Source organism: Dokdonia sp. Asnod1-B02 (assembly GCF_045063955.1).
Taxonomy (GTDB): domain Bacteria; phylum Bacteroidota; class Bacteroidia; order Flavobacteriales; family Flavobacteriaceae; genus Dokdonia.
Map to the genome: position 1 here is coordinate 262,530 of NZ_JBEFNW010000002.1, position 16,423 is coordinate 278,952.

Annotated in this window: 15 protein-coding genes; 5 read left to right on the forward strand and 10 right to left on the reverse strand. The window is 39.0% G+C overall.

The window, feature by feature from the left end; all coding sequences use genetic code 11:
* Positions 1-20: 20 nt before the first annotated feature.
* From ACJJVU_RS01175 to mfd, 4 genes are read right to left on the reverse strand one after another with little or no spacing between them, the layout of a single operon-like run.
* Positions 21-701: a DUF2490 domain-containing protein gene (locus tag ACJJVU_RS01175; protein WP_405221387.1), complete on the reverse strand. Its 681-nt coding sequence runs from the start codon at positions 699-701 to the stop codon at positions 21-23.
* Positions 702-703: 2 nt separating this feature from the next.
* Complete coding sequence (locus ACJJVU_RS01180; protein WP_405221390.1) at positions 704-1,261, reverse strand: hypothetical protein; 558 nt, start codon at positions 1,259-1,261, stop codon at positions 704-706.
* Positions 1,262-1,292: 31 nt separating this feature from the next.
* Entirely contained in the window at positions 1,293-1,445 is a 153-nt protein-coding gene (locus ACJJVU_RS01185) for a hypothetical protein (protein WP_298323055.1), read from the reverse strand.
* A complete protein-coding gene (mfd, locus tag ACJJVU_RS01190; protein ID WP_405221393.1) occupies positions 1,432-4,845 on the reverse strand; it encodes a transcription-repair coupling factor in 3,414 nt (1,137 codons plus the stop codon). The genes ACJJVU_RS01185 and mfd overlap by 14 nt, the downstream gene beginning before the upstream one ends.
* Positions 4,846-4,957: 112 nt before the next feature.
* Between mfd and ACJJVU_RS01195 the strand changes: the two genes are divergently transcribed.
* Positions 4,958-5,392 (forward strand): DoxX family protein, encoded by a 435-nt coding sequence (locus ACJJVU_RS01195; protein ID WP_405221396.1) that lies wholly within the window; start codon positions 4,958-4,960, stop codon positions 5,390-5,392.
* A gap of 122 nt (positions 5,393-5,514) precedes the next feature.
* Positions 5,515-6,864, forward strand: a complete 1,350-nt coding sequence (locus ACJJVU_RS01200) for a dihydrolipoyl dehydrogenase family protein (protein ID WP_405221399.1) — start codon at positions 5,515-5,517, stop codon at positions 6,862-6,864.
* Here the strand turns inward: ACJJVU_RS01200 and ACJJVU_RS01205 are convergent.
* The 3 genes from ACJJVU_RS01205 to pdeM all read right to left on the reverse strand — a co-directional run bounded on the left by ACJJVU_RS01205 (position 6,861) and on the right by pdeM (position 9,928).
* Positions 6,861-7,661, reverse strand: a complete 801-nt coding sequence (locus ACJJVU_RS01205; protein ID WP_405221402.1) for a tryptophan-rich sensory protein — start codon at positions 7,659-7,661, stop codon at positions 6,861-6,863. The genes ACJJVU_RS01200 and ACJJVU_RS01205 overlap by 4 nt on opposite strands.
* An 88-nt stretch (positions 7,662-7,749) precedes the next feature.
* Positions 7,750-9,177 carry a pyridoxal phosphate-dependent decarboxylase family protein gene (locus tag ACJJVU_RS01210; RefSeq protein ID WP_405221405.1) on the reverse strand — a complete coding sequence of 476 codons (1,428 nt, stop codon included), beginning with the start codon at positions 9,175-9,177 and terminating at the stop codon, positions 7,750-7,752.
* A 118-nt stretch (positions 9,178-9,295) separates the two neighbouring features.
* Positions 9,296-9,928, reverse strand: coding sequence for a ligase-associated DNA damage response endonuclease PdeM (gene pdeM, locus ACJJVU_RS01215; protein WP_405221408.1), 633 nt, complete (start codon positions 9,926-9,928; stop codon positions 9,296-9,298).
* Between the two features lie 56 nt (positions 9,929-9,984).
* Between pdeM and ACJJVU_RS01220 the strand changes: the two genes are divergently transcribed.
* A complete protein-coding gene (locus ACJJVU_RS01220) occupies positions 9,985-11,133 on the forward strand; it encodes a lycopene cyclase family protein (protein WP_405221411.1) in 1,149 nt (382 codons plus the stop codon).
* Positions 11,134-11,137: 4 nt separating this feature from the next.
* Here ACJJVU_RS01220 and ACJJVU_RS01225 read toward each other — a convergent pair whose 3' ends face one another.
* Both ACJJVU_RS01225 and ACJJVU_RS01230 read right to left on the reverse strand, forming a co-directional pair.
* Positions 11,138-11,815: a haloacid dehalogenase type II gene (locus ACJJVU_RS01225; RefSeq protein WP_405221414.1), complete on the reverse strand. Its 678-nt coding sequence runs from the start codon at positions 11,813-11,815 to the stop codon at positions 11,138-11,140.
* 80 nt (positions 11,816-11,895) lie between these two features.
* A complete protein-coding gene (locus ACJJVU_RS01230) occupies positions 11,896-12,663 on the reverse strand; it encodes a TerB family tellurite resistance protein (RefSeq protein WP_405221416.1) in 768 nt (255 codons plus the stop codon).
* 199 nt (positions 12,664-12,862) lie between these two features.
* Here ACJJVU_RS01230 and ACJJVU_RS01235 point away from each other — a divergent pair, with 199 nt between their 5' ends.
* Both ACJJVU_RS01235 and ACJJVU_RS01240 read left to right on the forward strand, forming a co-directional pair.
* A complete protein-coding gene (locus ACJJVU_RS01235) occupies positions 12,863-13,276 on the forward strand; it encodes a BrxA/BrxB family bacilliredoxin (protein ID WP_108877581.1) in 414 nt (137 codons plus the stop codon).
* 203 nt (positions 13,277-13,479) lie between these two features.
* Positions 13,480-14,139: an HD domain-containing protein gene (locus ACJJVU_RS01240; RefSeq protein ID WP_405221421.1), complete on the forward strand. Its 660-nt coding sequence runs from the start codon at positions 13,480-13,482 to the stop codon at positions 14,137-14,139.
* Between the two features lie 87 nt (positions 14,140-14,226).
* Here ACJJVU_RS01240 and ACJJVU_RS01245 read toward each other — a convergent pair whose 3' ends face one another.
* Complete coding sequence (locus ACJJVU_RS01245) at positions 14,227-16,344, reverse strand: prolyl oligopeptidase family serine peptidase (RefSeq protein ID WP_405221424.1); 2,118 nt, start codon at positions 16,342-16,344, stop codon at positions 14,227-14,229.
* Between the last annotated feature and the right edge of the window lie 79 nt (positions 16,345-16,423).

Sequence of the window (16,423 nt, forward strand, 5' to 3'; positions counted from 1 at the left end):
GCTTTCGCGAAAGCGCAACCCTACAAACTCAGATAATATCCCAGATTTATCCAGAATCGATGATTTGCAGTAGCATCGAGAAATGAATCGATACGGTAGTCTACGCCAATCTCAAGTTTATTTGCATCGTTTGCGAAATAGCCTAAAGTAGGAACAATCCTGACTTCCAGATCTGTTACATTTCCTTGGATAGAATACACGTACTCATTTCCTAGTTTTAAATACACTTCTCCTGGGTCAATAAACTCGCCATTGAGCGATATATCTGAAGATAGTCTGTATCGCGCACGAAACTCAGCTTTCTGGTTAGCACTAAATGTTTGATCTGTACGGAAGCGATGTCCCAAACGGAAACCAAAATAAGGGACGGTAAAAGAGTACTGTTGTATCGAGCGATGTATAAGTTTTTTATCACGGAAACGGGCTAAATATCCTATCCCCACTTTTGCATCTACTCCCACAGTGCGCGTGGCAACCGTCGTGACATCTAGCAAGGAGTAAAATACATCTGTATCATTAGCACCCTTAAAATCGCCTTCACTTACTTCAAAACGTGGCGCAAATTCTACATTGATGTTCCACAGCGCATTGATTTTTGTGCCAATATTTACTTCTGGAAGTATACCCACTTCATAAAGCGATTGCCCGTAAAGCAACGTGCTCGTAAAAAATATGAGTGTAAAGGATGAGAATTTAAACATACTTAAAAGCGTAAAATATTATCACGTCGTATGCTTATTTGAGACCTACTTATGAAGGCTCCTTTCTCGTTAAAGAGAACTTCATAACGCTTTGATTTTCTACCCGAATTACGTGTTTTTACAACGACCTCATAATGCGGAATGAGTGTTGAGGCTACGAGCTTTTTTGCAGTCCTATTTATTATTTCTTTTACCGTATTATTATACTGTGCTTGTATTTTTTCTACCTTAAAATAATCAAATTCTTGCGTAAAATAGCTGGTTATCTCTTGTTTTGTATCTTCAGGTAAGTCTCCTAACCCAATAACTATTTCTACATCTTCTAGGTCTCCATCTCTAGTAAACTCTACACTATGACGTTTTCCTTGATGTCTAAATTTTGCTTCAATACTAGCGCCATCATCACCTACTTCTTGTAGCCATTTTACAGAACGATTTATATGGAAGGTGGCAATAAAGTCTTTTGCTTTTTGTGGAACAAGCTCGGGTTTAATTCGGTATTCTCTTTCCGTTTTTACAGCATCTTGTACTTGCGCACGACACATAGATGTCTGTAGCAAAACACAAATACACATTAAGGAGAAAGAATATCTAGTCCACACGATCTTCCTTTTTTGAATTAAATAGCCATCCTAAGGGCAGCCATATCACAAAGAAGAGGAACTTCCCAGTTACCAAACCTATAATGGTGATAATTGCAGCAATTACTGCAAGCGTTGGTTTCCAAGATTTACTCGCCATCATCCATAGGCAGCTCTGCTGCTTTTTTCTTTGTACTCTCTGGCATTAATGGTCGTAGCAATGCTACCACATCATTTACCGTCTTAGCATCGTCAGATTTTAAGAGTAATCGCAGTCCCTTAGATAGTTTTTTCTCTTTTATCCCAATACGGTATGCGTTTTCTTGTACAAATTTAAGCACACGGCCAAAGGCTGGGCTTTGATAGAAGGCACTCTGCTGGTCTGCAATAAAGAAGCCAGTGAGTTTTCCATTTTTGAGAACCACTTTCTCGAGACCTATTTTGGTCGCTACCCACTTGATACGAACAGAATCTAGCAAATCTTCAGCTTCTTCTGGTAATGGCCCAAAACGATCTACGAGTTGGCGTTCAAAATCATCCAGTTGCTCCTCTGTTTTTACATTATTGAGCTGCGTGTATAAGTTTAAGCGTTCTGTGATATTGTTTACGTAGTCATCTGGAAATAGCAGACTAAAGTCAGTATCAATTACAGTGTCTTTTACATAATCCTTTTCTGCTTTCGCGAAAGCGGGATCATCATTATACAACTCTGAAAATTCATCCTCCTTAAGCTCTTCAATGGCTTCATTTAAGATTTTCTGGTAAGTATCAAAACCTATCTCATTGATAAATCCGCTCTGTTCTCCTCCTAGTAAATCCCCAGCACCACGTATCTCAAGATCCTTCATCGCGATATTGAAACCACTTCCTAGTACAGAAAATTGCTCCAGTGCTTGGATGCGCTTACGAGCATCATCTGTCATGGCACTATATGGCGGTGTGATGAAGTAGCAGAATGCTTTCTTGTTGCTACGTCCCACACGCCCACGCATCTGGTGAAGGTCTGACAGACCAAAGTTATTTGCGTTATTTATAAAAATCGTGTTTGCATTAGGCACATCTAGTCCGCTCTCAATAATAGTGGTAGATACTAGCACATCAAACTCGCCATTCATAAACGATAGCATCTTTGTTTCTAACGTTTTTCCTTCCATTTGCCCGTGACCTACTCCCACTTTTGCATCTGGCACAAGGCGCTGAATAAGACCCGCAACTTCCTTGATATTTTCAATACGGTTATGGATAAAGAATACCTGACCGCCACGTTGTATTTCATATTGTACCGCATCTCGTATCACCTCCTCAGAGAAGCGCACTACGTTACTTTCTATAGGATATCTATTAGGTGGCGCTGTATTTATGGTACTTAAATCCCTTGCTGCCATGAGCGAGAACTGCAACGTTCTCGGGATAGGAGTTGCTGTAAGTGTGAGCGTATCTACAGTTTCAGAAATAGTTTTGAGCTTATCTTTTACCGCAACGCCAAACTTTTGCTCCTCATCTATAACGAGAAGTCCTAAGTCTTTAAAGTTTACATTTTTGCTAGTAAGTTGGTGCGTGCCTATCACTATATCGATGGCTCCGCTCTCGATGCCCGCTAGCACTTCGCGCTTTTCTTTAGCCGTTCTAAAACGGTTGAGATAATCAATTTTTACAGGAAAATCTTTGAGACGCTCCTTAAATGTACGTGCATGCTGATAGGCTAGAATCGTTGTAGGAACGAGTATTGCCACTTGCTTTCCTCCGTCAACCGCTTTAAATGCGGCGCGAATTGCAACTTCTGTTTTTCCGAAACCTACATCACCACACACCAAGCGATCCATAGGTCGCTCACTTTCCATATCGCGCTTTACATCTTCGGTAGCGCTACTTTGATCTGGCGTGTCTTCATAAATAAAACTTGCCTCTAGCTCATGCTGCATATGCGTATCTGGCCCAAAGGCATAGCCTTTTTGCAACCTACGTTTTGCATATAATTTAATGAGGTTAAACGCAACGTGCTTAACTCTAGACTTGGTCTTTGCCTTAAGTTTTTTCCAAGCCTGGCTTCCTAGTTTATATATTTGTGGCGGCTTGCCATCTTTACCGTTATACTTTGTGATTTTATGAAGCGAGTGAATACTTAGGTACAAAATATCACGCTCGCCGTAAATCAATTTGATTGCTTCTTGCGGCTTTCCTTCTACATCAATTTTCTGTAATCCACCAAATTTTCCAATCCCGTGATCAATATGCGTCACATAATCACCTACGGAGAGGTGGCTCAATTCCTTAAGCGTAATGGATTGCTTTTTTGCATACCCATTCTTAAGATTAAACTTGTGATAACGCTCAAAAATCTGGTGATCTGTGTAGACCGCTATTTTCTGCTCATCATCTATAAATCCCTGATATAATGACAGTACCACTGTTTCATATTGCTTTACAATCGCATCTGCATCATCAAAAATGTCATGAAAACGCTTTGCAGCTTGCTCTGTCACACAGGCAATATAATTCTTATAACCCTTTGCCGAATTTTCATTCAAGTTTGCAATTAATAAGTCAAACTGCTTATTAAAAGAAGGTTGTGGTTGCTGCTCAAAAGTGATTATTGTATCTGCTGTGGCGCCGTCAATTTTTGCGGTAAGATCTACCGTAGTAAATTGACCTAACTGCTGCTGTAATGCAGCTCCATGCATAAAAAGCTCCTCTGGTGAGTTGCGCTTTATCTCTGAGTCAAGGTTAGAAAATGCTTCTTCCGCTTTCGCGAAATTTTTATCAGTACGATCTACTAGAAGTGATCTGTTTTTTATAAAAACTATCGTTTTAGGCGAGATATACTCTAGAAAACTCTGTCGCACTTCTGTTAATGCCTTGTTCTCCACATTAGGCATCACCGAAATCTTTTTTACCTGCCCAGTTGAGAGTTGGCTCTCCACATCAAACGTCCTTATACTATCTACCTCATCACCAAAAAATTCAATACGATACGGCTCATCATGAGAAAATGAAAACACATCTACAATCCCTCCACGTACTGAGAATTCTCCAGGCTCTGTTACAAAATCAACACGTTTAAATTTATATTCAAACAGCATCTCATTTACAAAATCCAGCGAGAGCTGATCACTCACGGCTATTTTGAGTGTCTGTCTATCTAGTTCTTTACGAGTAACTACTTTTTCAAAAAGCGCATCTGGATAGGTAACTAGCAATGCTGGCTTGCGACGAGAGTTTATTCTGTTTAAAACCTCTGCCCTCAGCAGAATATTTGCGTTATCTATTTCTTCTATCTGGTAAGGCCTTCTATAGCTTCCTGGATAAAAAAGTACATTTTCTTCTTTACGTAATTGCTCTAAGTCATTAAGAAAATAGGCAGCCTCCTCCTTATCATTTAAAATGATGAGAAAAGGCGTTTCTGCTTTTTCAAAAGCGCTGCTTATCATAAATGACAGTGCAGAGCCCACAAGGCCTTTGGCCTGTATATTTGCAATATTTTCCTTAGAATAGGCAATAGATTCCCCTAGTTTCTGCAGTTGCAGAGACTGTGCAAAGTGTTGCGAGAGTTGGATGTTACTCAAGTAATTAGATTTTTTACAAAGATACGGAGTGCAACAGCTTTCGCGAAAGCGTTATTTACTTTTTACCATTTTCATAACACTACGCTACCTTAAGGTTCTATAATTTTAAATTATGAAAAACTGGACAGATCATCAGCTTGCATTTGTAATCGCGCGTATTACAATAGGTATTAATTTCTTATTGCACGGTGTAGTGCGACTTCCTAAAATGGAAGGTTTTGCCAGCGGACTATCAAAAGGTTTTGAAGGAACTATGCTGCCTCCTGCACTTGTAGAGCCTATTGCTTTTGGACTTCCTATTGTAGAACTTGTACTAGGAGTGCTACTCATCATAGGTTTTAAAACACGTCTTGCTGCGGCACTTAGTTTTATATTAATCACATTATTAATGGCGGGCACTTCTTTTAAAGAAGACTGGGATCTGGTAGGCTCACAAATGATTTATGTGATTTTCTTCTTCATTTTTATTAAAAATTTACGTCACAACACCTTTGCAATAGATGGCACATCAAAGACGGTAGTAGATGGATTTACAAGCTCACAGTAATTACAACTACACTGGTTTGTCGTGGTTAATCATACGCTTTCGCGAAAGCGTGATTGACATTTTACCATTTTCATAACAGCAACAAAAGTGTGTGCTCCCTACCTTTATAAAAAAAGGAAAAGATGGGATTTGAACATTACGACATATTTGTTATAGGTACAGGAAGTGCGGGAAGACAGGTGGCAACGCGCTGCGCAAAGGCAGGAATGAAAGTAGCTATTGCAGATAATCGTGAGTTTGGCGGTACATGTGCAAATAGAGGCTGCGATCCTAAAAAAGTATTACTCAACGCTAGCGAAATTATTGCTCGCACCTCGCACATGGCAGAGGTAGGAGTTACAGACGTAGCTACTATAAACTGGCAAGCGCTGCAAAAATTTAAGGAAAAATTTGTTTCTGCAATGCCTGTAAAAACAGAAGATTCTCTCGAACAAGCTGGGATTACCATGTATCACCAGTCTCCAGAATTTATAGAAGAAGGATTACTCATTGTAGAAGGCAAAAAGGTGACTGCAGATAAAGTGGTAATTGCCACCGGACTTATCCCAAGACCACTTCACTTTAAAGGAGCTGAGCTTTTTAAAACATCAGACGATTTTCTTGAGCTTCCAGAGCTTCCAGAAAGCATCATCTTTGTAGGTGGAGGTTATATCGCCATGGAATTTGCACATATTGCTGCTCGTTGTGGTGTAAATGTTACTGTAATAGATCGAGGCGAGCGTGTGCTAAAAATGTTTGACGAGCAAATCACAGACCAGCTCCAGAAAGCATCTTCAGATATAGGAATTAAGTTCATTTTTGAAGCAGATGTAATAGGGGCGGAAATGCTTCAAAAAAACACACGTGTCTATTACAAGCAAGACGGAAAAGAGCATGAACTAAAAGCCGAAATGGTTTTTAATACTTCTGGACGTGTTCCTTCTATTGACATGCTCGCCCTTGACAAAGGTAACGTGGAAGCAACCTCCAGAGGAATCAAGGTGAATAAATACTTACAGAGCGTCTCTAATCCTAATGTGTATGCATGTGGTGATGTGGCAGATAGTGGCTCTTTACCATTAACTCCGCTTTCTAGTTTAGAAGGAAAACATGTAGGGATACAACTCGCAACTGGCGAGCGCAAAGCATATACCTTTCCTGCGATTCCTACCGCGGTTTATACCACGCCACAACTCGCTATTGTAGGTTTAACCGAAGAACAAGCAAAGGCACAAGGAATTGAATACAAAGTGCTAGAAGAGCATGTTCCAGACTGGTTTAGTATAAAGCGTCTTAACTCACCAGACTATTGCTACAAAACCATAAAAGGCCCTAACGATGAAATCTTAGGCGCAGAGATACTTGCACCAGAGGCAAGTGAGATGATTAATCTATTTGCTATGGCAATACAGCAAAAGATGACGTGTACACAGTTTAGAGAAACGATTTTTGCATATCCTACGTTTGCTAGTGATATGCAGAGTATGGTTTAATTATCAAGAAACCGTTCCTTGAATTTTAAATGAGGAGCGGTTTCTTTATTCTTAAAGGCGTGTAACATTGTAATTATTACTAACACTACTGCTCCTAATAATGCATAATAAGCAATGCTTTCATGCTGATCTTTATGTCTTATAAATATCGCGACAAGTGCCCACACAGCTACTAGTGCAAACTCGCGCATATTGCGCATCCACACCATAAGTACGTTTATAAGTACTGCAATTGTGATCATCACCATAGTCCATACTACTTCATTAAGCGGTCCTCCGGTCCAACCTATACTTGCAAAAAAGGCGGAAAAATTTGCAATAGTTGCTACTGCAATCCATCCAGAATAGATGCAAATAGGCCACCACACAAGTCCTATAACTTCAACAGGAGCATCCCATCGTTCCATATTAGTACGCGAGATTACTAGAATTAAGCTAGACAAAATTCCTAGCATGATAAGTACAGATAATCCTATGTAGTCATACGTAAAGGCAACCACCCATGCCGCATTAAGAAAATTTGCAATAGCAAACCACCAGCCAGTCTGTACAATGAAAGGAGATTCTTTTTTACTAAAGAAAGCGCGGCGAATTTGAAAAAGTGAATACCCTAATAGCATTAAGAAAATGACACCCCAGATAGAAAATGCATATCCTGCTGGCGTAAATAAATTCTCATACTTATCAGATGCCTCGCCTATGGTAGTATCGTTCCAGCGCTGGGCTTGTGAAAGTCCGTTTACAGCAAGAACCAATAACACAGAAAGAAAATTTACAATCGCATAGGTCTTTTTCATAATCACTGATTTTTAGTAAAGTTACATAGGCTACTATCTTCAAACACCCATAGCTACTGCTAAAATATTCACAAAACCAAGGCTTTGCTTATCCTAAAATCTCATCTGCAAATTTCTCGCAAAGTGTAAGCGTATCTTGTACGTCGGCAAAAGTAGTGCGCGGATTAATTAAACACATACGCAGCACTACTTGCTTATTAAGTATCGTAGTTACTAGTTGAGCCTCACGAGATGCTGTTACCATACCAGAGATTTTCTGGTTGAGTTCATCTAGTTGCTTCTCTGAAAATTTATTTCCTAAGGGATTGTACCTAAAATTAATAATCGCAAGCGTAGCAGGTGATACAATCTCCCACTTTTTACTTTTACGGAGTAGCTTTTCGGTCTTTTCGGCTATTTTAATGTTGTATGTAATGGCATTTCTAAATCCTTCTAGTCCAAAAGTTTTTAAAGACATATAGAATTTAAGTGCTCTAAAACGTCTTGTTAGTTGGACACCGTGATCATAAAAATTAATCTCAGATTCATTACCTTCTATATCTCTTAAGTACTCTGGCTTCTCAACAAAAGTACTTTTCAGGTATTTGTGATTGCGTATTAACAAGCAACCCATCTCATAAGGTTGGAAAAACCACTTATGCGGATCTACAGTAAGAGAATCTGCTTTTGAAATACCTTTTAAAAGTTCCTTTCCGTTTTTTGCAAGAATCGCCGCTCCTCCATATGCTCCATCTATGTGGAACCAAAGTTTCTCTTCTTTACAGATTTTTGAAATTTCAGTAAGAGGATCTACTGTTCCCGTATTTGTAGTTCCTGCGGTAGCAATTACACAAAACGGATTGTATCCTTCCAGTCTATCACGAGCGATAGCACTACGAAGTTTTATAGTGGAAAATTTAAACTCTGAATCTGTTGGGATTAATCGTATTTGATCTTTCGTAAAGCCTACGATACGTAGCGCCTTAATATTTGATGAGTGTGCTTGATCTGAAAGATAAATAACTGCATTTGCAAAATCTTCTCCGCACATCACACGACGAGCAGTAACAATAGCAGTAAGGTTTGCCATAGATCCTCCACTTGTAAAGATCCCTCCTCCTTTTTTTACTGGAAAACCAAAAATCTTGAGTAACCAACTTATAGTTACAATCTCTAGCTCTGCTGCAGGTGGTGATTGTGACCAGCCTCCAGAAAATATATTAAATCCTGTAGCTAGCGTGTCAGACATAGCACTCACGTAGTTACTAGGTCCCGGAACAAATGAAAAAGACTTAGGATGCGTAGAAATCGCACTTTGTTTCATCACTTTTTCTATCACAAATTCAAGTACTTCTTGTGGATCTGAAGCTTTTTCTGGCGCTTCTTCTAGAAACATCTTATCCATTTCTTCACGAGTTCCAGAAGCCAAAGGAAACTTACTATTTTGTGTGTCAAAATGTTCTACTACGGCATCTACAATACGGTATCCGTAGGCAGTCATTTCTTCTTTTGAAAGCTCTAATTTGTCTTTATCCATCACCTGTTGTATTAAAGCTGCAAAGTTAGACTATTGCTCAGACCATTAAAAATGTGTGCCGTGGTAATTAAAAAGAAGATTGCAGGAACTAGTATTTCCTCATGATGCTGCACATAAATTATGCTATTAAAATTACTTCATTTGGAGTTAGTACAAATACCTCATCTCCTTCTTCTGGTTCTAATAAATAATTACCTGTAAAAGTTCCAAAGGCAGGTAATATGAGTTGGCTTTTCTTCTTGAAAAAACAAGGCATTTTTAGCGCTTGTCTTCCCATACCCTGCAGTCGAACTCCTGGGTGAATATGACCACAAAAATTATATAGCCCATCTCGTTCTTCAGGATGGTGCGTGAGTAAAAAACCATCAATGATTCTTTCGTCATAAATTGTAATGCCCAGTCCTTCAAATCGTAATGGAGAGATGATGTCATGATTTCCAATCACCAGCGTGAATCTCACAGTCTGGTCACTTATCCATTTTTCAAAATAAGCCCATTCTATATTAAGATCAGAGTGAAATAAGTCTCCTAGAAAGCAAACCTCCTTAGGGTTATAATAAGCAATTGCTTTATCCAACTGCTCAAAATTAGTTTGTATCGCCTCTTGAGGAACGGCACTACCGTGTTTTCTAAAATGAGCTACTTTCCCAAAATGCACATCGGCGATGAGTAATACATCTTGCTCCTTCCAGTACATTGCGCCAGTAGGATGTAGTAAAAATGTATTATTAAATATTGTAGTTTGAGTCACTTTGTAAAGTTACAAATGACGCTACTTCTTTTACAACTTCCCCGTATCTTTATCATGTGCAAAATCAATACGATTATATTATTCTAGGTGCTGGTCTTTCTGGACTAACAACAGCGCTTCGTATGGCAAGAGATCCTTTTTTTAAAAATGTGTCTATTGCTATCATCGATCAAGATCTCCATAAAAAAAACGATCGCACTTGGTGTTTTTGGGAGACCATTCCAGATCTATTTGAAAGTGTCGTTTCTTACTCTTGGCCTTCGGTGCTCATTAAAGGAAATAAACAAAGTACGACCATAGACATATCTCCATATACCTACAAAAAGGTGGAGAGTGAACAATTATACGCTTTCGCGAAAGCGGAATTATCGCAACATAGCAATATCACGTTTATACAAGGTAAAGTAACACAAGTCACTGAAAAAGAAAACGGAGCAATAGCAAAAACTGTTGATCTTGAATATCATGCTACCACAATTTTAAATAGCATTTACAAACCAAAGCAATTAGAAAATCAGCAAGAAGCTGTGGTATTGCAACAGCACTTTATAGGCTGGTTTGTAAAAACTGACAAGGCTGTTTTTAACCCTAAAGTAGCAACGTACATGGATTTTAGCATACCTCAAAATGGTAATTGCAGATTTATGTATGTACTTCCTACTTCGACTCACGAAGCACTTGTAGAGTACACATTGTTTTCTAAAGATTTACTCCCAAAGGAAGAATATGAAAAAGCTATAAAAGATTATTTAAATAATCTTGGAGTAACAGATTATGAAATCACAGATCAAGAATACGGGAGTATCCCTATGACCACTTATGATTTTGCTCAACATAATAGCAAGCATGTGCTACATATAGGTACCGCAGGCGGGTGGACTAAAGCGAGTACAGGATATACTTTTAAGCACACCTTGAAAAAATCGGCAGCGCTTATTGATTTTTTAAAAAGTGGTAAACCTCTAAAAAATTATAGCCTTAAAAACCGCTGGACTTTTTATGATGGCGTATTACTTGAAGTGCTTGCTGCGCACAATGAACGTGGTGCAGAGATTTTCACACGCATGTTTAAAAAAGGAAAAGCCGCACATATCTTTAAATTTCTAGATGAAGAATCATCCTATAAAGACGAGCTTGCAGTTATTTTAAGTGCGCCTAAAATTCCTTTTATAAAAGGAGCATTTGAGGTGTTATTTAAAAAGTAGTAGGTTATTTATTTGAAAAGATGTCTACCAGACCATCGAGTGTATCGACAGTATAATCTGGCTTTTGAGCTAGTGGATACATTTGTTTACCTGGCCTGCTTATAAACGTAGTTTGCATTCCTGCTTTTTTTGCACCAGTAATATCCCAACCGTGAGCAGCAATCATCATAGCATCTTCTGCTTGTACATTCAATTTTGAAAGTGCCCAACTATAAACTTCTAAGCTAGGTTTAAAAGCTCCTACAGTCTCGCAACTCAACAAGGTGTCAAAATTATCTTTTATTCCAGCATATGCTAACTTATCGGCTAGTCCAGAAGTTGATGAATTTGTGAGCGCAACGAGCTTGAAGCCTTGATCCCTGAGTGCCTCTAATGCTTGTTTTACCTCTTTATAAGGCATCAAACTTTTAAAAGGCTTAATTACCGCATCTTCAGCTTGCTCCTTTGTAATGGTAATATCATTGCCTGCGGCTACCATTTGCAATGCTGCGACACCTATCTCGCTAAAATCTTTATAATCTCCTGTTACGTTTTCAACTAGTGAGTAATGTAATAACGTGCTGAACCATAATGGCACAAGCTCCTCTCTCCCATCTAAAACAGTAGTGATACTTTTTTTTAAAGCTGTAAGCTCTAAAAGTGTCTCGTTAACATCAAAAAATAATACGGAAGGCGTCTTCATAACATTGTTTTGCTGCAAAGTTAGTCAGTGCTTTACACAATGTATCTTAAAGAAATAGTAAGGTTATACTAAGAAAGACGTTAAATGCCACGTTCTTTTTGAATCTGCTCGTAAGCTTCTTGCACGTTTCTAAACTTCTCCTCGGCACCCTTTCGGTAGGCTTCATCCATGTCCATAAGTTTATCTGGGTGATATTTTTTGGCCATGGTTCTAAAGGCTTTTTTCACCTCATCATTACTAGCAGATTTATCTATTTCAAGTATTTTATAGGCACTGTCTGCTTTCTTAACAAACATGTTTTTGATACTCTCAAAATCTTGATGGTTGATTCTAAAATATCCTGCAATTGTACCCAGCACATTTACCTCTGGCTGACTTATTTGCCCATCTGCTCCTGCGATGCCAAATAAGAAGTGTAAAATCTGTAATCGCACCTCATAACGTGTTCTCGCATTAAGGTATGTACATATGTTTGATGCCGAAATCTCACGATTTTTAATCACATCATTAAAAGTTCTAAAGGTTGCATTTGCTCGCTCCTTTCCATATGCTCTCACAAAGTAGGCTCTAGCATAGTCTAGCTCTGTCTGGCTTATTTTTCCATCTGCCTTGATCACGATAGATGCGAGTGAAAGCAAGTTAAGTTCAAAATCGCCAGGTGAGACATTCTGCTGTGTGGCTTGCTCAAAAACGTCTTTAAAGCGTTGCCCACGAGATCCACCTTCAGATTCGCCCTTATTCTTACTCATCATCATGTCTATCGCACTACCGATAAAGTAGCCTATGACAGCGCCAAAAAACCCACGTGCCAAAAACCAACCTACTACGGCTCCTATATATTTAGTCATATGTACTTTTCAATCTTTTAGAACTGCAAATCTACGAGTTCTTAAGATTAGACGAGAGCAAATTCTGTTTGTTACGCTTTTGTGCCATAGTTACAGCTTGTTATAAAAGCGGTAGGAAATAATTGTAAGAATCTGCCATATTTTCCGTCATACAAAGGAGGAACACTTTTTGTACCTTTGTTATCAAAATATATTGATTATGTATCCACCAGATTTAGTAAAACCTATGCGTGAAGATCTTACCAGAAATGGCTTCACAGAATTACATACAACAGACGACGTACACGCTGCAATGAAAAAAGAAGGAACGACCCTTATGGTTGTAAACTCTGTTTGTGGTTGTGCTGCTCGTAATGCACGTCCAGCTGCTGTACATGCTACAGTAAACGGGAAGACGCCAGACAACTTATTTACTGTGTTTGCAGGAGTAGACGGCGAGGCAACAGATCTTGCTCGTTCTTTTATGGTACCATTTCCTCCATCAAGCCCTTCTATGGCGCTTTTTAAAGATGGCGAATTAGTACATATGTTAGAGCGTCACCACATTGAGGGAAGACCTGCAGAAATGATTGCAGAAAACCTTATGGATGCTTTTAACGAGCACGTAAAGTAGTCTGTAGACTTTAGTCGCTAGACGGCAATAAAAAATAAGCCACTCTTTTTAGGGTGGTTTTTTTATGCGTATGAATTTTGTTATCAGTGCGCTTTCGCGAAAAAGTAACAATTCAAACTGCATAGTTTTGCCGTAAGTAACCTTGTAGGTATGAATCAAACTGCCGACATTTGAGATTATAATCTATCCTATTCCTTCTAAAGATGACACAAGAACACCAAGAACTCATAGACAACACCATCACCTTTGTAAAAACTACCCTTGCAAACGCCGAAGGTGGTCACGACTGGTTTCATATAGAACGGGTGTATAAAAGCGCCGTAAAGATTGCCGAAGGAGAAAAAGTAAATCCTCTCGTAGTAGCTCTTGGTGCATTATTACATGACATCGCAGATTCCAAATTTTTTAATGGTGATGAGACCATTGCTCCAAAAATGGCTACAGAGTTTCTGTTAAGTCAAAACTGCGATAGTACCGTGATTGAGCATGTCGTACAGATTATAAAAAACATCTCTTTTAAAGGAGGAAACAAAGCACAAGCGTTTACATCCCCAGAGCTTGATGTAGTACAAGATGCAGATAGACTAGACGCAATAGGAGCCATAGGGATTGCACGTACCTTTAACTACGGTGGGTTTAAAAACAGAAAACTCTACGATCCAGCAATAGCGCCTCAGCTAGATATGACAGTAGAGGAGTATAAAAAAAGTACCGCTCCTACCATCAATCACTTTTATGAAAAGCTATTACTATTAAAAGATAGAATGAACACCAAAACCGGTAAGAAAATGGCAGAGAAACGTCACCAATATATGGAAGGCTTCCTAGCCCAATTTTATGCCGAGTGGGAAGGATTAAAATAGCAGATTATATCTCATTAAAAACCCTGAATGTCAAATGACATTCAGGGTTTTTTTTATTCAAATTTTCGCGAAAGCGTAAAATATAATCTACTTTTTAAGAGCAACAACTTCTTCTTGTTTTAAGTGCTCTGCAAAGAAGCCCATCATTGCTTTGTACAATTCTAGCGTGTTTTCTTCTTTCCCAAAACCGTGACCCTCATCATACTTCACCATGTATGGCACCTCGACTCCGCGAGCTCTTAACTGCTCCACAATTTGATCTGCCTCGTCTATATTTACTCGAGGATCATTTGCTCCTTGCACTACAAATAGTGGCTTTACAATCTTGTCCACATGCAAGGCTGGAGAAATCTCATCCATGATTTTCTTCTCTTCTGGTTTGTTTGGATTGTACCAGATGGTATGCAACATATCACGATACTTCTCCCAGTACGCCGGGATAGTTTCCATAAAAGTATGCAAGTTACTTACACCTACATAATCAACACCACAAGCATATTTTTCTGGTGTTTTGGTCATTCCGCGTAGCACGGCATATCCACCGTGACTTGCACCGTAAATAGCAACTTTATCTTTGTCAATCTGTCCAAGGGAAACTGCATAATCAACACCATCTTCTACATCATCCATCGCTTTACGACCTATTTGTCCAAAACCAGAGGTGTAAAATTCCTTACCATATCCGCCAGAAATTCTAAAGTTTACTGCTAGCGTAGCATACCCTCGGCTTGCAAATAATTGTGCTTCTGGGTTGAAACCCCAGCTATCACGTATTCCTTGCGGTCCTCCATGCGGATTTACAATCATAGGCACTTTTTGACCTTCTTTAACTCCATTAGGCATGGTAACATACCCGTGTAATGTAATCCCATCACGACTCTTAAAAGTGATAGGAGTCATTGCAGCCATATCTTGCTCCTCAAGCTGAGGAAGAATTTTATACAGTAACGTTACCGTATCCTCTTCCACATCATAGAGGTGATACTCGCCTATAATGCGATCGCTCGTTACTACCACCATCATTTTACTCTCATCATCTGTGCGTCCTACAACGTAAAAATCTTTGTCGCCAAAATCTTTCTGCAAACGCTTTTGCACCTTTTTATAGGTGTCACTTACAGGTACGATAACCGCTTTCTCACCATTGTGCGAAAAATAATCAATCTCGTAGTTACGCTTTCGCGAAAGCGTAATTCCGCTCACATCATATGTCTCATCCTTGTACATCGTTGCCAGCACCTTATTTGCTCGCAAGTCATAACGCTGAATCTCTATTTTATCTGTCTCAAGATTAGAAACCACATAAGCCGCATCCGGATTATCTGAAGCATAATCAAAACGACTGATACCGAAAGTTTCTCCAAAAGGGACTTCCATTATTTTTACAAACTCACCGTCTATATTGTAAAGCAACTCCATGTCTATCCCATTGATAATTCTTGAGATTGCACGTAAGTTTCCATGCTTGTCAAAATCGTATCCTGCTACCGGTGCATCTCCCTCATGTACGGTGTACAGCTTCTCAATAGCACCCGTGTTGATGTTTAATTTATAAGGCTCCTCTTGTGCAGGATTGTCCTTATTCATCTGCACGATAACGTGATCTTTATCTTCTTTAAGAACAGCTAGTACGGCTACGCGTACCTCATCAAAAGGTGTTAACTCTTCATTACCGCTACCGTCTAGATTTACTCCAAAAAGATGGTAGTTTTCATCACCTCCTTTATCTTGAGAGTACACAATGCGATCTTCACTTGCCCAGAAGTAGCTACGTATTAAATCTTCCTGCTGTTCTACAAGCTTGATTTCAGTTTGTGTAGCAGTATTTTTAAGAAATAAATCTCTTTTTCCATCTTCTCTACGCTTCATGTACGACAAGTACTTTCCATCTGGTGAAAGTTTAAACGCATATGCTTCTGGCGTCTGGAAGTAATCTTCTACTTTATATTTAAAATCCCCATCTTCTTGCGCAATTAGCTTTGCAAGTGCCTCGCTTGATGACGGTAATGATGTATTTCCTGGAAGTGTTTTTTCTGTTTTCATTAATTGTAATGGATAGTCAGTACCTAGCTGAGTGTAGGTTCCTGAGATGTTATCATTTGTAATAGTCCCAAGATACTTCATTTTTAGTTTTACACTTGTTATAGAAATCTTATTTTCTTCAAGTGTGGCGCTGACTGCTGTATTTTTACAGGCCTTTTTCATAGCTCCTCTATTACGCTTTCGCGAAAGCGTATAACATAGTAAAGTATAAATTACTTAATGAAAAGAAGCTTTTATAATA